Origin of the sequence: Azospirillum sp. A1-3 (assembly GCF_023806445.1) — a bacterium.
Lineage (GTDB): Bacteria > Pseudomonadota > Alphaproteobacteria > Azospirillales > Azospirillaceae > Azospirillum.
This window is the reverse complement of sequence record NZ_JAMSLU010000001.1, coordinates 502,790-528,294: the sequence shown is the minus strand read 5'-3', so window position 1 is coordinate 528,294 and position 25,505 is coordinate 502,790. Positions and strand designations below refer to the sequence as shown.

Sequence of the window (25,505 nt, the reverse complement as noted above, 5' to 3'; positions counted from 1 at the left end):
GCCGGGGCGCCCCTTTTCGTTTCCGGGCTTTCCGAACGAGCCCTTTCAATACCATTTGGGCGCCGGTCAGCGCCGCCGCAGGGCCTCCCCGATCAGCGCCCGGGCGTCGGCGGCCAGCGCGGCCCGGCCTTCGCCCCGCGTGTACATCATGTGGCCGCCGGGATGCACCGTCACCGAAACCCGGCCGCGTTCCCCCTCCGGCAGTTCAAGCCGGGACGCGACCCAGCGCGACGCCATGTAGGGCGTGATCAGGTCGGTGCGGCCATGGGCGATCAGCACCCGCAGCGCCGGCTGCAGGGTCAATGCCGTCTGCAGCGCGTCCACGGCGCTCGGCACCGTCATGCGCGGCCAGTCCCAGTTCCGGTTCACCCGGTCGCTGAGCAGCCGGTAAGGCTCGTCCGTCCGCACCCCGAGCGTATCATGGACATAGGCGGCGAAGGCCGTGGTGTAGGTCGGGATCGTGCCCTTCAGGAAGGGGTCGAACGGCACGCGCGGCGCTCCCGGATCGGGGTCGGGCGCGGTGAAGGTGCCGTCATAGATGCTGAGGATCCGTTCCCGGTCGCGCAGAAGCTCGCGCGTGAAGACGCCCATCGGAACGCGCCCGCGCTGGCGCCGCACGGTTTCCACCGGCAGGCCGGTGATGCGCGCCACCTCGGCGAACAGGTCCTTTTCCGCGTCGAGCCGGCCGTAATCGAGCCGGGCCAGTCCGGTCAGGTAAGGGCCGAGCGCGAAGCGTTCCGCCGCTTCGGCCGCCTGTTCCGGCGTGCCGGCCGTGCGCCCCAGCGCCGCGGCGGAGGCGGCCATCGACGGCAGCTTCAGGGCCGGGCCGAGGATGCCGTCCTCGTCGATGGCGGCGAAATCGACGACCGGCGAGACCAGGATCAGGCCGTTGACCGCAAGCCCGACCCGCTCGATCAGCTCATCCGCCATCGTGGCGATGCGGAAGCCGCCATAGCTTTCTCCCGCCAGGAAGGTCGGCGACGACCAGCGGCCATTGCGGGTCAGCCACAGCCGGACGATCTCGGCCATCGACCGCGCATCGCCCTCCACCGACCAGAAGCGCTTTTCCGCCTCGTCGGGCTTCAGCGCGCGGCTGTAGCCGGTGCCAACCGGATCGATGAAGACCAGATCGGTGAAGGCCAGCCAGCTGTCGGGATTGTCGACCAGCGGCGCCGGCGGCCGCGGCAGGGTTCCGTCCGGCCCGAAGGCGACGACCTTCGGACCGGCGGCACCCAGATGCATATAGGCCGAAGCCGCCCCCGGCCCGCCGTTGAAGACGAAGGTGACCGGACGCGGATCGTCGGACGGGTCCTTCGGTTCGGCGGTGTAGGATACCGTGAAGATGCGCGCCGCCAACTCCTCCTTCACGCCGTCGCGAAGCGGCAGGAATTCGGCCGTCGCGCTATAGGCCAGCGCCCCGGCCGGCAGCGGCAGGCTGTGCTTGGTGACGCTGCGCTGGGGGTCGAAGCCCTGGAGGCTGTCGGCTTTGCGGCCTTCGGAATTGCGCTCTTCCGGCTTTGCCGGATCCGCCTTTCCCGGATCCGCCTTTCCCGCTTCGGTCCTGCCTCCTTCCGGCCGATCCGCCGCCCCGTCCCCACTCTTTTCCCGGCCGGCCTCCGCCGCGGCGGCGGAACCGGGGACCAGCGGCGGCATCAGCAGGGCCGGGAGCAGGGCCATCGCCAACAGACGTGACAGGCTGCGGGAGCGGGAAGGCGCGGACAGGAGCGGCATCTGGGAATCCAAGACAGTTTCTGCGGGGCGGTCTCCAGCCACCGCATATTGCGGTCCCGCCCGCGATCCGCAACCGGCCCGCAGTCCGGTGCCATTTTTAGGACATGTTTTTTCCGGCGACGGCACGGCGCCGGGCTTGCCGGCTGCGCTGTGCGACACATACTGACTAACCCGAAAAGGTAACATCTTCCGGGTTAGAGTTCTTCCACCGCCCACCCGGGCCAACTTTGACGGGATCCCGCCGACATGCTCCTTCCACGGCATGCCACCATACGCGCACGGCTGTTCCTCGGCTTCGGCGCGGTGCTTGTGCTTCTGATCAGCCTGACCGTCATCGGGGTCCGCGAGGTGCGGAAGATCGATGCCGATCTCACCCGGATCAACGACGTGAACAGCGTCAAACAGCGCTATGCCATCAATTTCCGCGGCAGCGTGCATGACCGCGCGATCGCGCTCCGCGACGTGGTGCTGACCAGCGATGCGACGACCCTGTCCGCCGTCCTGGCCGACATCGACCGGTTGGCCAGCTTCTATGATCAGGCGGCCAAGCCGCTCGACGCCATGTTCGCGACCATGACCGACATCGAGCCGGAAGAGCGGGCGATGCTCGCCGGCATCAAGGAGATCGAGGCGAAGACCCTGCCGGCGATCAAGGCTGTCACCGCCGCGCGCAAGGCGGGTGACATGGCCGGTGCGCAGAAGGCCCTGATGCAGGACGCCCGTCCCGCCTTCACCGAATGGCTGAAGCGCATCAACGCCTTCATCGACCTGCAGGAGCACAAGAACCAGCAGATCGCCGACCGCGCCCGCACGGTCGCCAGCGGTTTCCAGACGCTGATGCTGTCGCTGTGCGCCGCCGCCCTGTTGCTGTCCGGCGCCTTCGGCCTGTGGACGGTGGCGGCCCTGCGCCCGTTGCGCCGCCTGACCGATGCGATGTTGACGCTGGCGCGCGGCGACCTGAGCGTCACCGTGCCGCCGTCCGAGGCCAAGGACGAGATTGGGCAGATCACCGGCGCCGTCGAGGTTTTCAAGGCGAACGCCGTGGAGGCCGATGCCTTCCGCCGCCGTCAGGCCGAGACCGAACATGCCGCCGAGGAGCGCAAGCGGGCCGAGATGGCGGCGTTGGCCGACCGGTTCGAAAGCGAGGTGAAGGGCGTGGTCGACAGCGTCGCCTCCTCCTCCACCGAGGTTCGGTCCCTGGCGCAGTCGCTGGCGACGACCGCCGACCATACCGAGACGCAGGCGACCACCGTCGCCGCCGCATCCGAACAGGCGTCGGTCAATGTCCAGACCGTGGCCGCCGCCGCCGAGGAACTGGCCGCCTCCATCGCCGAGATCGGCCGGCAGATCGGCGAGAGCAGCCGCAAGGCCAAGCAGGCTGCCGATCAGGCCGACGGCACCAACCGCATCGTCGACGGCCTGTCGTCCAAGGCGAACCAGATCGGCGACGTGGTGAACCTCATCAACTCGATCGCCGGGCAGACCAACCTGCTGGCGCTGAACGCCACCATCGAGGCGGCACGCGCCGGCGAGGCGGGCAAGGGCTTCGCCGTGGTCGCCAGCGAGGTGAAGAGCCTGGCCAACCAGACCGCCAAGGCGACCGGCGACATCTCGCAGCAGATCGCCGAGATCCAGACGGCGACCGCCGACGCGGTCCAGGCGATCCAGAGCATCGCCGCCACCATCGGTGAAGTGAACGTCATCGTCGGCACCATCGCCCAGGCGGTCGACGGCCAGAACGCCGCAACGATGGAGATCGCCCGCAACGTCCAGCAGGCGGCGGCCGGCACCAACGAGGTCTCCTCCTCGATCGGCGGCGTCCTGCAGGCGGCGTCGGAGACCGGAAGCGGCGCCAGCCGCCTGCTCTCCTCGTCCGGGGAATTGTCGAAGCAGGCCGAACTGCTGCACGCGCAGGTCGACCGCTTCCTCGGCAGCGTGCGCGGCAAGGTCTGAGTCCGGAACGGGGGGTGGGGCAAAAGGTAGCAAAGCCCATGCTTGCGGGCGGCGGCCGGGAACTCTAGGAAATTCCCGGCCGCTGCATCTCGTGCGCGAGCCATCCGCCGGATGCACCCTTCGACCGTCACGGGTCCGCCATGAGCGACAGCGAAAACACCGGCCCCGTCGATTACGGCCGCCTCGTATGGAGCGACGATCTGGTTCTGGGCGTCAACTCCATCGACGAGCAGCATCGCGAATGGATCGCGCTGGTCCAGGCCTTCGAACGCGCCGTCACCGAAGGACGGCCCGCCGAGGAGATGCGCAGCACCCTGGCCGCCGCCGTCGCCTACACCGAGTCGCATTTCGCCGACGAGCAGCGGGTGATGGAGGAGGCGGGCTATCCCTTCCTCGACGACCATATCGGCCAGCACCAGCTCGCCTGGGACCGGGTGCATGCCTTCGCGTCAGTCGAAGGGGCCGGCGAGGTGGCCGACGAGGAGATGCGGCGGAGCCTGGCCGAATTCCTGCCGCAGTGGCTGATACTGCACATCAACACCGCCGACCGCCAGTTCGCCCGCTGGCTGAAGGGCACGATGGCTCCCGGCACCGGCCACGGCACCGCGTCCGGCACCTCTCCTGGGGGGCCGGCCGGACCCGACGGCCGGGTGTTCGGCGACATTCCCGTCTGAATCCCGCCCCGCTCGGGCGGGATCCGGACCGCCTGCCGTTGCGATTCGCCGGAACCGCCGCTACACAGGGGGCATCCGCGCGAGCAATCCCGTTTTCCGGAGCGTTCTTCCATGTCGACCCTGCCCGATCAGGCCACCATCGCCGCCACCGCGGCCAAGATCCTGCTGGAGATCAAGGCGCTGCACTTCAACGCCGAGACGCCCTTCATCTTCACCTCGGGCTGGGCGAGCCCGGTCTACACCGACTGCCGCCGCATCGTCTCCTTCCCGCGCGCCCGCAAGGCGCTGATGGATTTCGCGGTCGCCACCATCGAGCGCGAGATCGGCTATGAGGCCATCGACGCGGTGGCGGGCGGCGAGACCGCCGGCATCCCCTTCGCCGCCTGGATCGCCGATCGGCTGGAACTGCCGATGCAGTATGTGCGCAAGAAGCCGAAGGGCTTCGGCCGCAACGCCCAGATCGAGGGCCTGCTGACCGAGGGGCAGCGCGTCCTGCTGGTCGAGGATCTGGCGACCGACGGCAAGAGCAAGGAGAACTTCGTCACCGCGCTGCGCAACGGCGGCGCCCAGGTGACCGACACCTTCGTGATCTTTCACTACGGCATCTTCCCGCAGTCGAAGGTCAACATGGACGCCATCGGCGTCCGCCTGCACGCGCTGTGCACCTGGTGGGACGTGCTGAAGGTCGCCCGCGACAACCGCTATTTCGACGAGAACACCCTGTCGGAGGTCGAGAAGTTCCTGAACGACCCGGTTGGCTGGTCGTCGGCCCACGGCGGTAAGTCGAGCATGTGATGCAAGGCGGGGGCGGTCCGCGCCGCCCCCGTCCCGAAGCTTTGGCGGCAATCCGGTGCCGGCGTCATCCGTTGCCGGCGGTTCCGTGCGCAGTGTCGGCCGTCGCCTGCTCCGGCCTCGGACAGTGGTTGAAGCGTACGCGGACGATTTCCCACCTGCCCTGCGCCTGTGCGACGGCACCGTCGCAGGGCTGGCGGTCCAGCACGTCGAACGACAGGGATGACAGCCCGTCGCCGGCCGGGATTTTCCCGGTGGACCAAAGCTCCTGAAAGACGCGGCGATTGACCAGGGAGATCGGTGACGGCGCCGCATCCGGCGTGAAGCCGTCATTGTCGTGGTCGAGCGGCTGGAAGCGGCCCTTGCGCCGGCCGGTGGGGATGCGGCGCGCCCGGATGCGCAGCGAGAAGTCGAAATCCTCGTATCCCCAGCCCCAGAAGGCATTGGAATAGCCATCGACCTGCCGCATGACGCCGTTCGGCATCAGCAGCGCGCCACCCATCGTGCTTTCCAGATTCGTCGTGACCGTCCGGTCCGACCGTCCGGGCGCCACCGGCCGCTGCTCCGCCCCGTACCAGAGGATGGGCGTGGGGCAGTCGGCCCAGGAATAGTCGGCATCGACCGGCAGGTAATCGACGTCGTGCAGACAGGTGTAATCGCTCTGCCCTTCCCCCAGCAGGAAACCGGCGTTCTTCAGCGCCCCCCGGTTGAAGGGAAGGCCGGCCTCCTGCTCCACGATGGTGACGCGATAGTCGATCCTCGGCACGAGCCGGTCGAAATAAGCGCTCACCCACGGAACGAATTGCCGCAGATGGGCTTCCCGATCGCGGTAAGGGACGACGATGTGGAGGCGCGCGTCCGCGCTGTCGCCGGTCGTCATGTCAGTCCTTCCCTTCCTGTGCAGCGGATGACAAACCGCTGCCGTCCTCGGCCGCGATGGTGATCGCGCGCGGAAGCCCGCCCGCAAGATGAATGTCCCACATCGCCCGATAGGCCACCTCGAGATGCCGGGTGAATCGCGGGGTATCGAACAGCGGGCAGCTCTGCCGATTGCGCATCAGCCTCTCCCGCAGGCCGCGGAGCCGCTGCGGCGAGCGGGCGAGGTCCACCGCCGCCGCCTCATACGCCTCCTGCCCGTCGACGATCAGTTCCGGCAGTCCGGCGGCCCGCAGCAGGCTGGCCGCCACGCGCCCGGCAAAGGTCGTGCCGCGCCGCGTCAGCACCGGCAACCCCGCCCACAGCGCGTCGCTGGCCGTGGTATGCGCGTTGTAGGGAAGCGTATCGAGAAACAGGTCGGCCAGCCGGTGACGGGCCAGATGCTCGGCATGGGGTATCGGGCCGGCGAAGACGAGGCGGCCGGGATCGAGACCGCGGGCCTCGCCCTCGCGGCGCAGGTTGGCCGCCACCTGCGGATTTCCGGCATAAAGCCACAGGACGCTGCCCGGCACTGCCGCGAGGATGCGCGCCCAGCCGTCGAACAGGGCAGGAGTTAGCTTGTAGGCGCTGTTGAAGCAGCAGAAGACGAAGCCGTCCGACGGCAGCCCGCAATCCGCACGCGAGGGCGTGGCATCGGCGATGGCGCGGCGGCGGTCGTTGGGCTGATAGCAGTCCGGCAGCCGCACCACACGCTCGGTGAAGAACGCCTCCTCACCCTCCGCAATCACATCGGGGTCGGCGAGGATGTAGTCGACATAGTCGGCCCCCAATGTGCCCGGATAGCCCAGCCAGTTGACCTGCAGCGGAGCCGGACGGGTTGCCAGGATCGACGTGCGCGAGAAGGTGGTGAAGCCGGTCAGATCGACCAGAATGTCGATACCGTCCGCCGCGATGACCTGCGCCGCATCGGCGTCGCCATGGCGGTACAAGTCGACGAATCGTTCGAGCCCCTGCTCGAAGCGTCGGCGCAGCGGACTGCCGTCGTCGATGCCGGTCGAATAGGCGGTGACGGCGAAGCGGGACCGGTCATGCGTCTCCAGGGCATCCACCATCAGGTGGCCCATCGCATGTTCCCGGAAATCCGACGACAGATAGCCGATCCGCAGACGACCATCCCGCGGAAGCGCGGCGGGCCGGGAGACGGGCCGGTGGACAAGAACGGCGCCGCGGGCCTTCGCCGCCGCCCAGCGGGTCGCGGCCGATTGCTGGTCGGCAAGCGTCGAGGCGCAGGACAGGACGTCGAACGGGGATACGCCCTCCGCCCCCTCCCGCACCCGGCGGAGAAGCAGCGCCTCCAGACCGTCCAGGTCACGCCAATCGCAAAGCAGCCTCTGCTGGTGAACCAGTTGGCCCAGCGCCGCACTATGGCCGGGAACCAGCCGCAGCACCCGCCGGCAGGCCTCCGCCGACACCGCGCTCCAGCCGCTCATCGCGGCGGCCATCGCCAGATCGACACTGGCGTCGGTATCGTCGGGAGCCACGGCAACGGCATTGCGCAGGGCGGCGATCGCGAGATCGGGGCGGAATGCCTCCGCCAGCACGCCCGCCAGCCGCCGCCATGCCTCGGCGTTCAGCGGCTGCCGAACGAGCAGGCTTCTCAGGATCGCCAGCGCGCCGTTGGACTCGCGCAGGATCGACAGGACCTGAGCCAGATTGATCTCCGCCACCGGGAAATCGGGCTGCAGGTCCAACGCCGTGCGATATTGGGCGACGGCCTCGCGCAGGCGGCCGAGTTCCCGCAGGGCGTTGGCGAGATTGTTGTGCGCGGCCGGATCGGACGGTTCCAGCCGGACCGCGGCGGCGGCGGCGCGCCAAGCGTCCTCACGATGGCGCATATCATGTGCCGCGTTGCCCAAAGCGAGCCAGCTTCGCGCACTCGCCGGATCGAGCGCCACCGCAGGGCGGCCGGCGGCGACCGCCTCGGCCGGCCGACCGGCGGCATGGAGCAGGCAGGTCAAATCGTGCCGGATGCCGACGTCGAGCGGCGCCAACCCGATGGCCTTGCGGAAAGCCGCTTCCGCCTCCGCATTTTGGCCAAGGTGATGGAGCGCCACGCCCAGCCTGGACAGTGACGAGGCGTCGGCGGGAGAGAGCCGCACTGCCTCCCGGTGCGCGGCCACCGCCTCGGCGACGCGCCCGAGATCCTGCAGGGCGACGCCGAGATTGTTGTGGACCTCTCCCAGATGGGCATGGGTCGCCAGAACCTTGCGGTAATGAGGTTCCGCGTCCTGCGGCCGTCCCTGGCTGTGCAGGGCCAGCGCCAGACCATAATGGGCATCGACCGAATCGGGCGCGACCCGCAGCGCCGCCGCATAGACCGTCGCCGCCGCATCCCAGCGGGCCATGCCGGCCATCGCCGCGCCGAAATCGAGATAGACCTCCGGGTCCTTGGCGATGGCCAACGACTTCTGGAACAGGATCACCGCCTCGCGCGCCCGGCCCAGCCGCAACTCCACGACACCCAGTCGGTGCAGGGCCTTCGGGTTCTGCGGCTCGGCCTGCAGGGTTTCGAGGTAACGGTCCCTCGCCTCCTCCAACTTGCCGGCCCTTTCCGCCGACAGGGCGCGGGTGAAGCCGGCCGATTGGTTTTTGTCTGCCATAGCCGACCTCAGTCCCGCCAGCGCGTGTGTTCCAGAATGCGGGGAATCTCGGCCGGACGTCTGGCATCACCCCAGTTCGAGATGTCGGGAATGGTGGTCACGCCGTAGCGGCGTCCAAGCAGGCTGAGGATGCTCTGATCGTGGCGATGGTCGCGGAACTCCGGATAGTTCGGCAGGCCGCATTCGTTGGGGGCGTCGGTGATCAGCCGGGCATCCTGGGCATACCGCAGCCATCGGGACATGAAGTCCCTGCTTTCCGGCCCGCGCTCGCAGACGATGAAGCTGGCGAGGATCTGCGGCGCGTCGATGAAGGGCGGCCGGTCCAGCCCCATGAAGTGGAAACAGTCGCGCTTCGTCCACACGCGGTTGCTGTGCTGGTCCTCCAGCGTGAACAGCAGCACCGGCAGGTCGCGCCGCTGACGGCAAAGCTCGATCACCGGATCGATGCTGTGGACGAAATGGGCGCCGCTGTCGCTGTAGAACAGCATATCGCCGTCCTGCAGATGCTCACGCAGCATGAGATCGATGAAATAGGGCTTCCACAGCCAGTACCCGGCCCCGCGCGGCTGCTCCAGGATATGCCGGTTCCGTGCGGCGAACGTAGCGTCGATGTGCTGCCGCCCCATCCTGGCCACGCCGTCGAAGCCACCCACGGCAAGACCGGTTTGCGCATTGTATTTCTGCGCCGTGGTGAAGGCCCCGTCGGCATAGTTCAGCAGCACCCGCTTCATCGCACGTCCCCCCGCCGCTCAAAGGCGGCTTTCGATCCACTCGGCCAGACGGTAGGCGTCGAAGTAGAAATCCTCCGCGCCCAGGAACGGCGGCGTGCTGCGATAGCGGCGATAGGTGTCGTAGTCGTCGTCGGCGGCCAGGATGGCGTCGACGGCCTCCTCGTCGGACGCATAGCGCGACACGTCGATGAAGCTGCCGGCGGCGACATCGCGCAGGACCCCCGGATCACCCCAGTAAAGCGGCACAGCGCCGGCCTGGAAGGCGTCCAGGATCTTCTCCGTCAGATAGCCGGGATGGCTCGCATTCTCGAAGGCGAAGGCGAAGCGGTAGCGCGAGAAGACGCGGATCTTCGGCAGCCAGCCCATCTTCACCACGCTGCCGGTGTTGTTCAGCAGCCAGCCGACCGACTCCACATGCCGCCGGGCGCAGAGCATCTGGAAGAAGTCGTTGCGGCGGGCGCAGTTGGGGTTCTTGTAGAGGAAGGCACAGAATTTGCGCTTCGCGGCATCCTCCCGCGTTGGCGGCACCGGCGGCAGGACGGACTGGCAGAAATGCGGCGTCGCCCCCTCGCGCCTGTGGTCCCAGGCATGCATGACGTAGAGCGGCAGGCGGTAATGCCGGGGATCGTCGATGCGGTCGAACGACACCGACATGTCGACGCCGTCGAGCGGCGGCCGCACATTCTCACCCGTAAAGAACATCGACCGGGCGGTCCGCGCCTCGCGGTGCCGGGTGCCGAACACCGACACGATGGCGAGATCGCTGTCGTTGTCGACGACCGAGACGTCGAAGCGGGCGGACAGGATATCCACGAAGAAGTTCGCAGCCGGATCGAACTCCGGCCAGAAATCGAAGAAGGCGATCTTCAGCCGCGGCCTCAATCCGCGCCCGCCGAGGTCCGGCCCATGCAGCAGAAAGCGGTCCAGAACCGCCGGATCCTTGTGGGACGAGGCCAGAAATTCCGACAGGAAATCGCCGGTCCGCTGGTCGATCATGCCGAAGACGCTCCCGCACGCACTGATTGCCGCGAGCAGCCCTTTTGCCCGGACAAGCTCGGCGGACACACCGTAGTTCTGCCATCGCCGGGCTGCCAGCGGTATTTTTGGAGCCGTCGCGCCGGGCCTGCCCCCGCAAAGCCGGTTCGCAGTTGCACATAACGGATGTGAGCGGTCCTTGACCGTACGGCCTGCGCCGCTAATATCCGGCGCCATGGACGTCTCTGTACGGATCCCGATGATGATGCGCGCACCGGCGCATCGCGCGCGAATTACCGGCCCGGCTCTCTGAGGAGGGCCGGGATCGAGACCTTATGTGCGTCGGGTGGCAGGAACCAGCCGCCCGATGGTGACGCCTTCCCCCAGGGATCCGATATGACCCGCGATTACAAATCGACCGTCTTCCTCCCGCGCACCGACTTCCCCATGCGCGGCGGCCTGCCGACCAAGGAGCCCGAGCTGCTGAAGCGCTGGGCCGAGATGGACCTGTTCGGCAAGCTGCGCGCCAGCGCCAAGGGCCGCAAGAAGTTCGTGCTGCACGACGGCCCGCCCTATGCCAACGGCAACATCCACATCGGCCATGCCGTCAACAAGATCCTGAAGGACGTGATCGTCCGCTTCCGCCAGATGCAGGGCTTCGACGCCGACTATGTCCCCGGCTGGGACTGCCACGGCCTGCCCATCGAGTGGAAGATCGAGGAGAAGTACCGCAAGGCCGGCAAGAACAAGGATGACGTGCCGCTCATCCAGTTCCGCGCCGAATGCCGCCAGTTCGCCGAGGAATGGGTCGGCATCCAGGCCGCCGAGTTCCGCCGGCTGGGCGTGGAGGGCGACTGGAAGCACCCCTACGCCACCATGACCTTCCCTGCCGAGGCGCAGATCGTCCGCGAAATCCACAAGTTCGCGCTGAACGGCGGCCTCTACAAGGGCTCCAAGCCGGTGATGTGGTCGGTGGTCGAGAAGACCGCGCTGGCCGACGCCGAGGTCGAATACCACGACCACACCTCCACCACCGTCTTCGCCCGCTTCCCCGTCTGGGGATCGTCGACGCCGGAGGTGGACGAGGCCAGCATCGTCATCTGGACGACCACCCCCTGGACCCTGCCGGCCAACCGCGCCATCGCCTATGGCGACGAGATCGAATACGCGACCTTCAAGGTGACCGCCGTCGCCGAGGGCAGCAAGGCCGTGGTCGGCGAGCGTCTGGTGCTCGCCACCGGCGTGGCCGAGGGCGTGCTGAAGGAGGCCGGCGTCACCGAGTGGAAGCAGCTGCACCGCTTCCCCGGCTCGCGTCTCGCCGGCACCTGGTGCCGTCATCCGTTGAACGGTAAGGGCTACGACTTCAAGGTGCCGCTGCTGGCGGGCGACTTCGTCACCACCGACGCCGGTTCGGGCTTCGTCCACATCGCCCCCGGCCATGGCGAGGACGACTTCCGCCTGGGTCAGGCCAACGGCATCGAGGTGCCGCAGACGGTGGGCGAGGACGGGCGCTATTACGCCCACGTGCCGCTGTTCGCCGGTTTGGCCGTCTACACCGACCAGGGCAAGTCCGGCCCGGCCAACAAGGCTGTGCTGGAAGCCTTCGACGAAGCCGGGTCGCTGCTGGCCAGCAACCGCATCAAGCACAGCTATCCGCACAGCTGGCGGTCGAAGGCGCCGCTGATCTTCCGCACCACGCCGCAGTGGTTCATCTCGATGGAGACGAACGACCTGCGCAAGGTGGCGCTGCAGGCGATCTCCGACACCCGCTGGGTTCCGACGCAGGGCGAGAACCGCATCCGCTCGATGATCGAGAGCCGTCCAGACTGGTGCATCAGCCGCCAGCGCGCCTGGGGCGTGCCGATCGCCCTGTTCGTCCGCAAGGCGACCGGCGAGATCCTGCGCGACGAGGCGGTGTTCGCCCGCATCGCCGACATCTTCCAGCAGGAGGGCGCCGACGCCTGGTTCGCCCGCGACCCGCAGGATTTCCTCGGCAACGCCTACTCCGCCGAGGAGTTCGAGCAGGTCCGGGACATCGTCGACGTCTGGTTCGAGTCGGGCTCCTCGCACGCCTTCGTGCTGGAACAGCGGCTGGAGGAACTGGCCTGGCCGGCCGACCTCTATCTGGAAGGCTCGGACCAGCATCGCGGCTGGTTCCATTCCTCGCTGCTGGAAAGCTGCGGCACGCGCGGCCGGGCGCCCTACAACGCGGTGCTGACCCACGGCTTCGTGCTGGACGAGCAGGGCCGCAAGATGTCCAAGTCGCTGGGCAACGTCGTCGCCCCGCAGGAGGTTTGCGACCAGTATGGCGCCGACATCCTGCGCCTGTGGATCATCAACTCCGACTATTCGGAAGACCTCCGCATCGGCAAGGAGATCATCAAGACCCAGGCCGACCTGTATCGCCGCCTGCGCAACACGCTGCGTTACCTGCTGGGCGCGCTGGCCGACTACACCCCGGCCGAGCGGATCGACGCCGCCCAGATGCCGGAGCTGGAGCGCTGGGTCCTGCACCGCCTGTCGGAGCTGGATGCGCTGGTCCGCGAGAAGGTCGAGGCCTACGACTTCCACGCCCTGTTCGTGGCCCTGCACAACTTCTGTGCGGTGGAGCTGTCGGCCTTCTATTTCGACGTCCGCAAGGACAGCCTCTATTGCGATCCGGTCGATTCGGTGCGCCGCCGGTCGGTGCGGACGGTGATGGAGCATCTGTTCTCCACCCTGACCGCTTGGCTGGCCCCGATCCTCTGCTTCACCGCCGAGGAAGCTTGGCTGGCCCGTCCCGACGGTCTCGGCTGGACCGAGGAGAGCGTGCATCTGCGCGGCTTCCCGCAGGTCCCGGCGGACTGGCGCAACGACGCTCTCGCCGCCAAGTGGGAGTCGGTGCGCAACGTCCGCCGCGTCGTCACCGGCGCGCTGGAGCTGGAACGCGCCAACAAGACCATCGGCTCGTCGCTGCAGGCCGACCCGACGGTCTTCGTCGACTCGGCAACCAAGGCCCTGTTGGCCGACGTCGATTTCCAGGACGTCTGCATCACCTCGGCCATCGAGGTGACGGACGCCACGGCGCCGGAGGGGGCCTTCACCCTGCCCGACGTCCCCGGCATCGCCGTCGCCCCGGCCCTGGCCGAAGGCGAGAAGTGCGAGCGCTGCTGGAAGGTCCTGGAGGAGGTCGGCACCGTCGCCGACCACCCGACGCTGTGCGTCCGCTGCTCCGACGCGGTGGCATGAGGCCAGTCACCACAATCGCGGCTCTATTCCCTCTCCCCCCCGGGGAGAGGGTTAGGGTGAGGGGGATCCGCTTGCCGGACGCTCCTCGCCGCGCTACCCCCTCACCCCGACCCTCTCCCCGGGGGGGAGAGGGAGGATGTGTGGCCGCATGAACGCCTTCGTCGCCAACCAATCCCGCTCCTACTGGCTGTTCGGGCTGATCGTCGCCGTGGTGGTGGTCGTGCTCGACCAGGGCAGCAAATGGTGGATCCTCGAACAGGTCATGCAGCCGGTGCCGCATGTCATCGATGTGACGTCCTTCTTCAACCTCGTGCTGGTGTGGAACTACGGCGTCAGCTTCGGCACCTTCGCCGGCGGCGGGGCGCTGATGCCCTATATCCTCAGCGCCATCGCCGCGGTGATCGCCGTCTGCCTGGTCTTCTGGCTGCGGCAGGCCGAACGGCGGCTGATCGCGCTGGCGCTGGGCTTCATCATCGGCGGGGCGGTGGGCAATGTCGTCGACCGGCTGCTGCACGGCGCGGTGGTCGACTTCCTCGATTTCCATCTCGCCGGCTGGCATTTCTGGGCCTTCAACGTGGCCGACAGCGGAATCAGCGTCGGCGTGGTCCTGCTGTTGATCGACGGACTGTTCGCGGGCCGCGAAAAGTCGTAAGAGTTCCGTCGCCGGTGGCGTTATAACCGCCGGCGAGCGCTGACCATGCGGTCCCGACCTTCGGGCCGGGTCGCTACGACGTGACAGACGACGGGATCTTCCGAACGTGACCAGCATCTCCTCCGCCCTCTCCCTCCCCCGGAATCGGCTTCCGCTCATCGGGCTGGCGCTTGCGGCGTTGACGCTCGCCGGCTGCTCGGATGTGCGCCGGTCCATCGGTCTCGACCGCCAGAGCCCCGACGAATTCGCCGTCGTTTCCCGCGCTCCGCTGACCCTGCCGCCCAGCATGCAGGACCTGCCGAAGCCGCGCCCCGGCGCCGCCCGCCCGCAGGACAGCACGCCGACCCAGACGGCGGCCGGCGCCGTGTTCGGCGGCGGTGCGCGCCGCACCGGCAAGGCGGCCGGCGAATCGACCGGCGAACGCTCGCTGGTCGCCCAGGCCTCGGCCCGCGACGGCATCGACCCGAACATCCGTACCAAGGTCGATCAAGAAACCACCCAGCTGATCATAGCCGACAAGAGCTGGATCGATTCGCTGCTGTTCTGGCAGAAGCAGGAACAGCCCTACTCGCTGGTCGACCCGGCCAAGGAGCAGCAGCGCCTGCGCGAGGCCCAGGCCCAGGGCAAGTCGCTGGACGGTGCCGCCACCCCGACGATCGAGCGCAAGCGCAAGGCGCCGCTGGAAGGCCTGTTCTAAGCGACGGCCATCCGAACGGCCGTTTCAGCCTTGTCCAAGGCGCGACATCACACCAGTTTCCGGGGGCGCCCTTCCCAACGAAGGGCGCCCTTTCGATTCGGACCTCCTGATCCGGGAGCCCTCATGCCTGCCGTCCTATCCGCCCGCCGCTTCGCCGTGGCCGGTCTCCTGGCCCTGACGATGACCGTCGCGGCCCCGCTGGCCCCAACGCCGCTTGGCCCCGCGCCTGCCCATGCGGCGGAGAAGGGAGTGTTTTTCCCCGAAAGCTTCACCTTGTCCAACGGCATGCAGGTGGTGGTGATCCCCAACCACCGCGTGCCGGTCGTGACCCACATGGTCTGGTACAAGATGGGAGCCGCCGACGAGGAGCGCGGCCAGTCCGGCGTCGCGCATTTCCTGGAACATCTGATGTTCAAGGGAACGGACGTCATCCCGCCCGGCGAGTTCAGCCGCATCATCGCCAAGAATGGCGGGCGCGACAATGCCTTCACCAGCTACGACTACACCGCCTATTACCAGAACGTCGCCCGCGACCGGCTGGAGATGGTGATGCGGATGGAGGCCGACCGCATGGCCAACCTGAAGCTGACCGACGCGGTGGTCTATCCCGAACGCGACGTCATCATCGAAGAGCGGCGCCAGCGCATCGAGAACGAACCGGCCGACCGGATCGGCGAGCAGATCAACGCCACGATGTTCGTCCATCACCCCTACGGCACCCCGGTGATCGGCTGGCCGCAGGAGATGTCGACCCTGACGCGGGAAATGGCGGAGCATTTCTACAAGACGTGGTACGCGCCCAACAACGCCATCCTGGTGGTGTCCGGCGACGTCACGGCGGCGGAGTTGAAGCCGCTGGCGGAGCGCTATTACGGCGTCATCCCCGCCCGCCCGGTGCCGGAGCGCAAGCGCGTGTCCGAGCCGCCGCTCACCTCCTCCCGCCAAGTGGTGCTGCGTGACGAGGAGGTGCGGCAGCCGTCGGTCCGCCGCATCTGGACCGCGCCGTCCTATCGCCTCGACCCGGAGCATCAGGCCTATGCGCTGCAGGTGCTGGCCGAGATCATGAGCGGCGGCACCACCTCCCGCCTCTACCGCAGTCTGGTGGTGGACCAGAAGCTCGCCACCTCGGCCTGGCTCGGCTATGGGCCGACCGCCTGGGACATGGCGACGCTCAGCGTCGGCGCCAGCCCGGCCGCCGGGGTGCCGATGGACAAGCTCGAATCGGCGCTGTGGGCCGAAATCGACAAGCTGCTGAAGTCCGGCGTGACGGAGGAGGAGGTCGCCACCGCCCGCAAGCGCATGCTGGCCGCGGCGGCCTATGCCCGCGACAGCCTGACCGGGCCGGCCCAGACGCTGGGCGCGGCGCTCGCCACCGGCCAGAGCATCGACGATGTGGAAAGCTGGCCGGTGCGCATCGACGCCGTCACCGCCGATCAGGTCAACGCCGCCGCCCGCGCCGTGCTGAGCCAGACCAACCACGTCACCGGCCTGCTGCTGCCCCCGACCGGAAAGGACAGTTGAGGATGAGCGTGTTTCACGATGTTTCATCTGCCCGCGGACTTCCTCCCTCTCCCCCCCAGGGAGAGGGTCGGGGTGAGGGGGATGCACGGCGTGGCTTTTCCCAACTGGCGAAGTGCATGTCGAAGACTTTCTCCCCGCTACGGTTCCCCCTCACCCTAACCCTCTCCCCGGGGGGGAGAGGGGATTTGGGCCTAACTGCTGCTGCGTTCCTATTCACCATCGTCTCCCTGCTCTCCCCCGCCCACGCCATGGACATCAAGCGCGTGGTCAGCCCCGGCGGGATCGAGGCGTGGCTGGTCGAGGACCACAAGGTGCCGGTTCTGGCACTGGAATGGGCCTTCGAAGGCGCCGGCGGCACCGATCCCAAGGGCAAGGAGGGGCTGGCGAACCTGACCTCCACCATGCTGGACGAGGGCGCCGGGCCGTACGACTCGCAGGCATTCCAGGCGCGGCTGCAGGACAATGCCATCGCGCTTGGCTTCGATGCCGGCCGCGACGGCTTCAGCGGGTCGATGCGCACGCTGACCGAGCATCGCGACGAGGCGCTGGAACTGACCCGTCTGTCCCTGACCGACCCGCATTTCGCGCCCGAGTCCCTGGAGCGCATGCGGGCCTCGATCACCGCCAGCCTGAAGCGCGACCTCGCCGACCCCAACTATGTCGCGCGGCGCCAGTTCTACGCCACCGCCTTCCCCAACCATCCCTATGGCGACGAGATCCGCGGCACGCTGAACAGTTTGCCGACCATCACGCCTGACGACCTGCGCCGCTTCGTGAAGAACCAGTTCGGCCGCGACCGGCTGGTGGTCGCCGCCGCTGGCGACATCTCGCCGGAGGATCTCGGCAAGGCGCTGGACACGGTGTTCGGCGGCCTGCCGGCCAAGGCCGATGTGCCGGCCATTCCCGACGTGACGATGTCCGGACTGGGCCAGACCATCCTGCTGCCGCGGCCGACGGCCCAGACGGTGATGCTGATGGGCCAACCGGGGGTCAAGCGCGACGATCCCGACTGGTACGCCGCCACGGTGATGAATTACGTGCTGGGCGGCGGCGGTTTCGGCTCCCGCCTGATGGAAGAGGTGCGGGAGAAGCGCGGCCTCAGCTATGGCGTCTACAGCTATCTGATCCCAATGGACCACGCGGCGCTGGTGATGGCCAGCGGCTCCACCGTGAACGCCAAGGCGGGACAGGCGCTCGACATCATGCGGCAGGAATGGGCCCGCATGGCGAAGGACGGGCTGACCGACCAGGAGATGGCCGACGCCAAGACCTACCTGACCGGCTCCTTCCCGCTGCAACTCGGCTCGACCCAGGCCATCGCCCGCATCCTGCTGCAGGTGAAGCGCGACAATCTGGGCATCGATTACCTGAACCAGCGCGACCGCTACATCAACGCGGTGACCCAGGCCGACATCAAGCGCGTCGCCCAGCGCCTGCTCGACCCGGCCAAGCTGCTGACCGTGCTGGTCGGCAAGCCGGACGGCGTGTCGCCGACGCGGACGATCGACGGCGGGAGTTGAGGGGGCAGTTACAGCACCGGATGCCCCCTCCCCATCCCTCCCCCGCCTTCGGCGGTGGAGGGGGCAGGACGCTTGCAGGCGTGCGGCGGCAGTCCCCTCTCCCGCGTTAGTGGGGGAGGGTTAGGGAGGGGGCATCGGTTAGCGAAAATGCCCCTTACGCCAAATCCGGCTGGCTACCCGGAAAGCGCGGATCACTGGGATCGACCGGATGCCCCGGCACCTTGCCCGGAATGATCCCGACCTGATCCGGCCGCGCAGCATCGTCGCGGTCGCGTTGCTCCTCCCGCTCTTCCAAGGACGGAGTAATCGGCTTGTCCGACATGGCTTCCTCCTGTCGCAAATCCTGAAAACCACAACACCCCGCCCGCCATCCGGTTGCACGGCTCGGCCAGCGTGCATAGGCCGATAAGCAGCACCAACCGCCGCGTTTTGGCCCGTGGCCGATGCCGGCGGTCGGTGTTAGGCTCCCTGCGCCCCGCAGATGGGCCGCGTCAAAGGACCGCTGACGTCAAGGAGTCCAAAGCATCATGACCGCGCTGACCCGTTCCCCCGCACATACACCGGCTTGGGCCGCTCTCGCCCAACACCGCCAGGACATGGCCGGCACGCACATGCGTGAGCTGTTCGCCGCCGATCCCGGCCGGTTCAAAGCCTTCTCGATGGAGGCCGCGGGACTGTTCCTCGACTATTCGAAGAACCGCATCACCCAGGACACGGTCAGCCTGCTGCTCGACCTCGCCCGCCAGCAGGACGTGGAGGGCGCCCGCGCCCGCATGTTCGGCGGCGAGCCGATCAATCTGACGGAAAAGCGCGCGGTCCTGCACACCGCCCTGCGCAACCGCTCTGACCGCGCCGTGACGGTCGATGGCCGCGACGTGATGCCGGGCGTGCGCGCCGTGCTGGAGCGCATGGACGCCTTCGCCAATGCCGTGCGCGACGGCGAATGGCGCGGCTATAGCGGCCAGCCGATCACCGACGTGGTGAACATCGGCATCGGCGGCTCCGACCTCGGTCCCGTGATGGCGACGGAGGCGCTGAAGCCGTTCGCCCATGCCCATGTCGCCCTGCATTTCGTCTCCAACGTCGATGGCACCCATCTGGCCGAGCAGCTGAAGTGGCTGGATCCGGAGACGACGCTGTTCGTCATCGCGTCCAAGACCTTCACGACGCAGGAGACGCTGACCAACGCCCACTCCGCCCGCCGCTGGTTCCTGGAGACCGCGCAGGACGAGGCGCATGTCGCCAGGCATTTCGTCGCCGTCTCCACCAACGAGGCGGAGGTCCGCAAGTTCGGCATCGATCCGGCCAACATGTTCGGCTTCTGGGACTGGGTCGGCGGCCGCTATTCCCTGTGGTCGGCCATCGGCCTGCCGATCATGATCGCCATCGGGCCGGAGCGCTTCGCCGAACTGCTGGCCGGCGCCCATGCGATGGACGAGCATTTCCGCACCGCGCCGCTGGAGCGCAACATGCCGGTGCTGATGGGGCTGCTGGGCGTCTGGTATCGGAATTTCTGGGACGCCTCGTCCTACGCGGTGCTGCCCTACGACCAGTATCTGCACCGCTTCCCCGCCTATCTCCAGCAGTTGGACATGGAGAGCAACGGCAAGTCGGTGACCCGCGGCGGCGAGCCGGTGGATTACCAGACCGGCCCGGTGCTGTTCGGCGAGCCCGGCACCAACGGCCAGCACGCCTTCTACCAGCTGATCCACCAGGGCACCTCGCTGATCCCCTGCGATTTCATCGCGGCGGCGACCACCCACAACCCGATCGGGGCGGAGGCCGGCGCCCATCACCGCATCCTGCTGTCCAACGTCTTCGCCCAGACCGAGGCGCTGATGCGCGGCAAGACGGCCGACGAGGTGCGGGTGGAGATGACCAAGGCCGGCAAGCCGGCGGCCGAGGTGGAGGCGCTGGTCCCCCACCGCGTCTTCCCCGGCAACCGCCCGTCCAACACCATCCTGATCCAGAGCCTGACCCCGGCGACGCTGGGCGCCCTGATCGCGCTGTACGAGCACAAGGTCTTCGTCCAGGGCATCGTCTGGGACATCAACAGCTTCGACCAGTGGGGCGTGGAACTGGGCAAGCAACTGGCCAACACCATCCTGCCGGAGATGGAGACCGGCCCGGCCGAGGGGGCGCATGACAGCTCCACCACCGGACTGATGGCATGGTGGCGGGCGCACCGGTAAGCACAGGTCCAGCTTACGCCAAGTAATTGTATGTACACGAACGTCATCGGGCGGGACGGACTCTCCCCGATGGCGTTCGGAACATTGCGGCTGCGTTTTGGTTGAAGAGGAAAGCGGTCTTTGCACCAATCCACTTCACCGGAGCAGCCACATGTCCACCCGTTTGCGCCTCGCCATCCTGATCTACGGCATGATCCAGGGTGTGGTCTTCGGCATCGGCACCGTTCTGGTTCTGGCGGTCCCCAGCTTTTCCGAGCAGGCGATGACGCTGATGCCGACCGTGGTGATCCTCAGCATCGTGCTTGCGGCCCCCATCGCCTGGTTCGTTGCGCCGCGGCTGCGCCTGCGCTTTTGGCAGCAGCGGGAACGGCAGCAGGCCCCGCGCCGGGTCACGCTGTCCTGACCGCTCAGTCCGTGCCGTCTTCCGCGACCATGACGAACAGCCAGTCGCGGAAGAACGGCGCGGTGGCCGACGCATCGGCTCCCAAACAATTGATGAATAAGCAAATATCCGAACCTTTGAAAATATATTGGATCAAGAAGAAAGCTTAGAAGACTAACTTATCAAAGCGATATCATCATAAAGATGCGCAAAATTCTTGCTGCGCTAGCTTCTCGTGCATACCATTAGAAAGATGCATCGAGGGGCTGTGAGATGACGAAGATCATTGGGTCGCAGAATCCACTCGACGCAACCACCGGCATGGTCAAGCCCACCGGGTTACCTGCGCGCGCTTCGTCCACCGTCGCTTCTCAGGCTCCCCCGCGCCCGCCCCTTACGGATATTGTGGATCTGTCCGATGCTGCGCGCCGAACAATGGGGCGTGAACAACCGACAGCCCTATCGGCGGAGCGTGATCAGGAGATCCGACGCATCGGCACGGCAATTCCGGCAATGACGGATTGGGCCAGTGCGACAAGCGACTATATGGGAAAGGCCGCCGACGCATTTCGCACCGCCTTCGGCTTATCCGACAGCATCTCGATCACCTTCGGCGGGGCAGGGACGGCCATGATGGACGCAGTCGCCACCAGCCGGGGAATCGCCAAGCCCAAACTGCCATCCGTACTGGCGGAGGCCGGCGAGAGCGAGGCGGGAGCAACTGCAGAGGATCGCAAGGCTGGTACAGGCTTCATCGGGTTGAGCATCACCGATCAGCAGGATCCACGGTTTGGCCAAAAGCTGGATGTCGCGTTCAACCGTTCCGCCGGAATCGCACCGGAGTCCATGACGCTGGTACGGTTGGATGATCCGCGGAATGGCGGCGCGCTGGCTAAGCTGCTGTCGCCCAACGGCGGAGATGATGCCAGCATGTTCGCGGTCACCGATGGCGGCGCAGGGCCGAACGCGAGAGTCGCCGCCGCGATCCGTTCCGTCGGTATGGACGATTTCGCGACGTCAGCGCTGGCAATTGTCAAGGCGGTCGGCCGCTACTTGCCCGGCTTGGCCGAGAGCGGCACCGGTAGCCAATAAAACAGGAAGGCTGGGAGCGACGTCGGCTGTAGTCCGACGTCGCGCTTTCACCCTGCCCTCTCAAGCTGCCGCGTCTTCCGCGACCACGGCGAACAGCCAGTCGCGGAAGGCGCGCATGGTCGGCGTCTCCGGTCGCGATTTTAGCGATGTCAGCCAATAGGCCCCCTTGCAGACGGTGACGGCGAAGGGCTGCTCGATCAGGCCCAGCGCCAGCGGCCGGCGGAACATCGACACCGGGGCCAGCGCCACCCCGGCACCCTGGATCGCCACCTCCACCATCAGCGACGACGAGTCGAAGACCGGCCCCTTGACCGGCGGCATCGCCGACGGCTCGACCCCGGCGGCGGCGAACCAGCCCGGCCATTCGTCCGACCGGTAGGAGCGCAGCAGGGTCTCGCGCCCGACATCGGCCGGTTCGCGCAGCCGCCGGGCGATCTCCGGCGCGCAGAGCACGGACAGCGGTGCGTCGAACAGACGGACTGCGTCGGTTCCGTGCCACGCGCCGTCGCCGAAGCGGATGGCATAGTCCAGCCCCTCCGCCGCGATGTCGACGCGGTTGTTGTTGGTGGACAGGCGCAGGTCGACGAAGGGATGCGCCTCGCGGAAGCGAGACAGCCGCGGCAGCAGCCAGCCGACGGCGAAGGTGCCGACGGCGCCGACCGTCAGCACCTCGCGGAACCGCCCACCCTCGAACTGGTCGAGCAGGCCGCCGATGCGGTCGAACGCCTCCTCCAGCGTCGGCAGCAGCGCCCGCCCCTCGTCGGTCAGGGCAAGGCCGCGCGGCAGGCGGTGGAACAGGCTGGCGCCCAGCCGCTCCTCCAGCAGCTTGACCTGATGGCTGACGGCGGCCTGGGTCACGCACAGCTCGATGGCGGCGCGGGTGAAACTGAGATGCCGCGCCGACGCCTCGAAGGCACGCAGGGCGTTCAAAGGGAGATAGGGGCGGACCACGGGTTCCCCGGACGAATGCTTGATTCCGGGGGTGAGCTAGCACCGAATGGGGAGTGGGCTCCAGGGGGATGTGGGGGCATCGACAGCCGACACCCCCACGAAACACTCACCGCCCCGTCAGCACCTTGCGGGTGTGCAGCGCGATCATCCGTTCCTCGTCGGTCGGGATGACATAGACCGGCAAACGGCTGCCGGCGGTCGAGATCTTCGTCGCATTGGCCTCATTCGCCGCCGCGTCGATCTCGACACCCATCCAGGCCAGCTTGTCGCCGACCCGCGCCCGCACCGGGGCGGAGCGTTCGCCGATGCCGGCGGTGAACACCACGGCGTCCACCCCGCCCATCGAGGCGGCCAGCGCGCCGGTCTCCTTGGCGATGCGGAAGCAGAACAGCTCCACCGCCTCCTGCGCATGCGGGTCGCTGCTCTCCAGCAGGGCGCGCATGTCGTTGGAGATGCCCGACACGCCGAGCAGGCCGGACTTGTTGTAGAGCAGTTTCTCGATGGCCCCGGCGTCCATGCCCTTGCGCATCAGGTAGATCAGCACGCCGGGGTCGATGGTGCCGCAGCGGGTGCCCATCGGCAGGCCATCCAGGGCGGTGAAGCCCATGGTGCTGTCGACGCTGCGCCCGCCATGGATGGCGCACATGCTGGCGCCGCTGCCGAGATGGGCGACGACCACCCGCGAGTCGCCCAGCTCCGGCGCGATTTCCGGCAGCCGGCGGGAGATGTACTCGTAGGACAGGCCGTGGAAGCCGTAACGGCGCACGCCCTCCTCCGTCAGTTCCCGCGGAATGGCGAAGGTCTGCGCCTGCCAGGGCTGGTTGCGGTGGAAGGCGGTGTCGAAGCAGGCGACCTGCGGCAGCTCCGGATGCGCCTCCGCCAGCGCGCGGATGGCGGCGAGGTTGTGGGGCTGGTGCAGCGGAGCCAGCGGCACCAGGCCGTCCAGTTCATCCAGCACGGCGGAGGTCAGCAGCACCGGGGTGGCGTGGCGGATGCCGCCATGCACCACCCGGTGGCCGGCGGCGATCAGCGTCGCCCCCTCCAGCCGTTCCTCGATCCAGTCGAGCAGGTAGGACAGCAGCGCCGTACGGTCGCTGGGCTCCCCCGCCCCCCAGATTTTTTCGGCGAGCGGGCGGCGCTGGGCGTCCTTGGCCTCGAACACCGGCTGGGTGCCGATGCCCGAGATCTGGCCGTTGATGGTGACCACCGGATCCCCGCCGCCATGATCCCGGAACACCGAGAATTTCAGGCTGGAGGAGCCGGCATTGATGACGAGGATCGCGTTGGACATGGCGTCGGGCTTTCTCACTCGGCCGCGGCGGTGGCGCCACGGCGGCGGGCGGCGGCCGACAGGACGGCCACGGCGCAGGACGCCAGACGGGTGCGCACATTGTCGGCGCGGCTGGTCAGGATGATCGGCACGCGGGCGCCCAGCACGATGCCGGCGGCGTCCGCATGGGCCAGGAAGGACAGCTGCTTGGCCAGCATGTTGCCGGCCTCCAGGTCGGGGACCAGCAGGATGTCGGCCTGCCCGGCCACCTCGGACTTGATGCCTTTGGTGATGGCGGCCTCGCGGCTGATGGCGTTGTCGAAGGCCAGCGGGCCGTCGAGGATGCCGCCGGTGATCTGGCCGCGGTCGGCCATCTTGCACAGCGCGGCGGCTTCCAGCGTCGAGGCGATCTTGGTGTTGATGGTCTCGACCGCCGACAGGATGGCGACGCGCGGCACCTCGACGCCCAGCACCTTGGCGAGGTCGATGGCGTTCTGCACGATGCTGACCTTGTCCTCCAGCGTCGGGTAGATGTTGATCGCCGCATCGGTGATCAGCAGCGGACGCGGGTAGGTCGGGACGTTCATCACGAAGACGTGGCTGAGCCGGCGGCCAGTGCGCAAGCCCGTCTCCTTCCGCACCACCTCGCCCATCAGTTCGTCGGTGTGCAGGCTGCCCTTCATCACCGCCTCGCACTCGCCGGTGCGGGCCAGCCGCACGCCGGTCTCGGCAGAGGCATGGCTGTGGGCGACGTCGACGATGCGGTAGCGCGAGATGTCCAGGCCGTACGTCTCGGCGACGGAGCGGATCTTGGCTTCCGGACCGACCAGAACCGGATCGATCAGGTTGGCTTCCGCAGCCTCGACGGCGCCGCGCAGCGAGCTTTCGTCGCAGGGGTGGACGACGGCGGTCGGCACCGGCGGCAGCGACTCGCACTTCTTCAGCATCAGCTCGTGACCGTCATGGCGGATCACCTGCACCTGCGGCAGTTCCGCGGCGGCGCGGCGCACCTTCTCGGTCGGGGCGATCACCTCGGCGATGCCGGTCGCAACGGTCTTGCCGTCCTGATTGGCGGCGAGGCAGTCGAAGACGACCGTCTTGCGCACCGCATCCTTGGACTTGGCGGTGACCGTCACGGTGACGATGTCGCCCAGCAGGACCGGACGCTCGAACCGCAGATCCTGGCCGACATAAACGGTGCCGGGGCCTGGCAGCAGGGTGCCGAGAACGGCGGAGATCAGCGAGCCCGACCACATGCCATGCCCGACCACCTTGTGGTCGACGGCGTAATCCTCGTCGACATGGGACGGGTTGAGGTCGCCGGACACCGTCGCGAACAGCTCGATGTCGGACATGGTCAGGCGGCGCGACAGGCTGGCCTGCTGGCCGATGTGGATTTCCTCGAACGTGACGTTTTCGATCATGGGGCTGCCGTTCTTGCCGGTCGGAACGAGGCCGCTGCGACCCGCCGGGGCGGCGGAGAGGGCGGCGATGGCGGTGTCCATACTAGAATGCTCCTGAAAAGGATCGCGGCGCCCGACCAACGGACCCCGCCCCAAGGCGGCGGATGCCCGAATGCCGGTGACCGGACCGGATGCCCCGTTGGAC

General features: G+C 67.8%; 20 protein-coding genes. 11 read left to right on the top strand and 9 right to left on the bottom strand.

Annotated elements, in window-relative coordinates; genetic code table 11:
* Window positions 1-66: 66 nt before the first annotated feature.
* Window positions 67-1,731 (bottom strand): S10 family peptidase, encoded by a 1,665-nt coding sequence (locus tag M5E06_RS02490; protein ID WP_252137029.1) that lies wholly within the window; start codon window positions 1,729-1,731, stop codon window positions 67-69.
* A gap of 246 nt (window positions 1,732-1,977) precedes the next feature.
* Between M5E06_RS02490 and M5E06_RS02485 the strand changes: the two genes are divergently transcribed.
* The 3 genes from M5E06_RS02485 (at window position 1,978) to M5E06_RS02475 (ending at window position 5,153) form a co-directional block, all read left to right on the top strand.
* Entirely contained in the window at window positions 1,978-3,684 is a 1,707-nt protein-coding gene (locus tag M5E06_RS02485; protein ID WP_109153870.1) for a methyl-accepting chemotaxis protein, read from the top strand.
* A gap of 140 nt (window positions 3,685-3,824) precedes the next feature.
* Window positions 3,825-4,358, top strand: a complete 534-nt coding sequence (locus M5E06_RS02480; protein WP_252137028.1) for a bacteriohemerythrin — start codon at window positions 3,825-3,827, stop codon at window positions 4,356-4,358.
* A 111-nt stretch (window positions 4,359-4,469) separates the two neighbouring features.
* Window positions 4,470-5,153 (top strand): orotate phosphoribosyltransferase, encoded by a 684-nt coding sequence (locus tag M5E06_RS02475; protein WP_014247028.1) that lies wholly within the window; start codon window positions 4,470-4,472, stop codon window positions 5,151-5,153.
* 64 nt (window positions 5,154-5,217) lie between these two features.
* On the opposite strand, the gene M5E06_RS02470 is transcribed toward M5E06_RS02475, so the two are convergent.
* Genes M5E06_RS02470 through M5E06_RS02455 form a run of 4 tightly spaced genes read right to left on the bottom strand, consistent with a single transcriptional unit; the run spans window position 5,218 to window position 10,413 of the window.
* Window positions 5,218-6,030, bottom strand: coding sequence for a galactosyltransferase-related protein (locus M5E06_RS02470; RefSeq protein ID WP_252137027.1), 813 nt, complete (start codon window positions 6,028-6,030; stop codon window positions 5,218-5,220).
* 1 nt (window position 6,031) lies between these two features.
* Complete coding sequence (locus M5E06_RS02465; RefSeq protein ID WP_252137026.1) at window positions 6,032-8,686, bottom strand: tetratricopeptide repeat protein; 2,655 nt, start codon at window positions 8,684-8,686, stop codon at window positions 6,032-6,034.
* Window positions 8,687-8,694: 8 nt separating this feature from the next.
* Window positions 8,695-9,417, bottom strand: a complete 723-nt coding sequence (locus tag M5E06_RS02460; RefSeq protein ID WP_252137025.1) for a hypothetical protein — start codon at window positions 9,415-9,417, stop codon at window positions 8,695-8,697.
* An 18-nt stretch (window positions 9,418-9,435) separates the two neighbouring features.
* Entirely contained in the window at window positions 9,436-10,413 is a 978-nt protein-coding gene (locus M5E06_RS02455) for a glycosyltransferase family 10 domain-containing protein (RefSeq protein ID WP_252137024.1), read from the bottom strand.
* Between the two features lie 375 nt (window positions 10,414-10,788).
* Between M5E06_RS02455 and ileS the strand changes: the two genes are divergently transcribed.
* From ileS to M5E06_RS02430, 5 genes are all read left to right on the top strand, one after another.
* Entirely contained in the window at window positions 10,789-13,620 is a 2,832-nt protein-coding gene (gene ileS / locus M5E06_RS02450; protein ID WP_252137023.1) for an isoleucine--tRNA ligase, read from the top strand.
* Between the two features lie 148 nt (window positions 13,621-13,768).
* Window positions 13,769-14,272, top strand: coding sequence for a signal peptidase II (gene lspA, locus M5E06_RS02445; protein WP_252137022.1), 504 nt, complete (start codon window positions 13,769-13,771; stop codon window positions 14,270-14,272).
* Window positions 14,273-14,378: 106 nt separating this feature from the next.
* A complete protein-coding gene (locus M5E06_RS02440) occupies window positions 14,379-14,969 on the top strand; it encodes a DUF3035 domain-containing protein (RefSeq protein ID WP_252137021.1) in 591 nt (196 codons plus the stop codon).
* 123 nt (window positions 14,970-15,092) lie between these two features.
* On the top strand, window positions 15,093-16,490 hold the full coding sequence (locus M5E06_RS02435; protein WP_252137020.1) for a M16 family metallopeptidase: 1,398 nt from the start codon (window positions 15,093-15,095) through the stop codon (window positions 16,488-16,490).
* Window positions 16,491-16,738: 248 nt separating this feature from the next.
* A complete protein-coding gene (locus tag M5E06_RS02430; RefSeq protein WP_252138502.1) occupies window positions 16,739-18,010 on the top strand; it encodes a M16 family metallopeptidase in 1,272 nt (423 codons plus the stop codon).
* 154 nt (window positions 18,011-18,164) lie between these two features.
* On the opposite strand, the gene M5E06_RS02425 is transcribed toward M5E06_RS02430, so the two are convergent.
* Window positions 18,165-18,332, bottom strand: coding sequence for a hypothetical protein (locus M5E06_RS02425; protein WP_252137019.1), 168 nt, complete (start codon window positions 18,330-18,332; stop codon window positions 18,165-18,167).
* Window positions 18,333-18,537: 205 nt separating this feature from the next.
* Between M5E06_RS02425 and pgi the strand changes: the two genes are divergently transcribed.
* From pgi to M5E06_RS02410, 3 genes are all read left to right on the top strand, one after another.
* Window positions 18,538-20,202, top strand: coding sequence for a glucose-6-phosphate isomerase (gene pgi / locus M5E06_RS02420; RefSeq protein ID WP_252137018.1), 1,665 nt, complete (start codon window positions 18,538-18,540; stop codon window positions 20,200-20,202).
* A gap of 151 nt (window positions 20,203-20,353) precedes the next feature.
* Window positions 20,354-20,605 (top strand): hypothetical protein, encoded by a 252-nt coding sequence (locus M5E06_RS02415; protein WP_109442745.1) that lies wholly within the window; start codon window positions 20,354-20,356, stop codon window positions 20,603-20,605.
* 252 nt (window positions 20,606-20,857) lie between these two features.
* The gene (locus tag M5E06_RS02410; protein ID WP_252137017.1) at window positions 20,858-21,676 is read left to right on the top strand and encodes a hypothetical protein; all 819 of its coding nucleotides are present in this window, start codon (window positions 20,858-20,860) and stop codon (window positions 21,674-21,676) included.
* Between the two features lie 60 nt (window positions 21,677-21,736).
* Here the strand turns inward: M5E06_RS02410 and M5E06_RS02405 are convergent, their stop codons facing one another.
* From M5E06_RS02405 to M5E06_RS02395, 3 genes are all read right to left on the bottom strand, one after another.
* On the bottom strand, window positions 21,737-22,627 hold the full coding sequence (locus M5E06_RS02405) for a LysR substrate-binding domain-containing protein (RefSeq protein WP_252137016.1): 891 nt from the start codon (window positions 22,625-22,627) through the stop codon (window positions 21,737-21,739).
* 106 nt (window positions 22,628-22,733) lie between these two features.
* Window positions 22,734-23,918, bottom strand: coding sequence for an acetate/propionate family kinase (locus M5E06_RS02400; protein ID WP_252137015.1), 1,185 nt, complete (start codon window positions 23,916-23,918; stop codon window positions 22,734-22,736).
* A 14-nt stretch (window positions 23,919-23,932) separates the two neighbouring features.
* Window positions 23,933-25,321: a bifunctional enoyl-CoA hydratase/phosphate acetyltransferase gene (locus M5E06_RS02395; RefSeq protein WP_109153733.1), complete on the bottom strand. Its 1,389-nt coding sequence runs from the start codon at window positions 25,319-25,321 to the stop codon at window positions 23,933-23,935.
* Window positions 25,322-25,505: the final 184 nt, after the last annotated feature.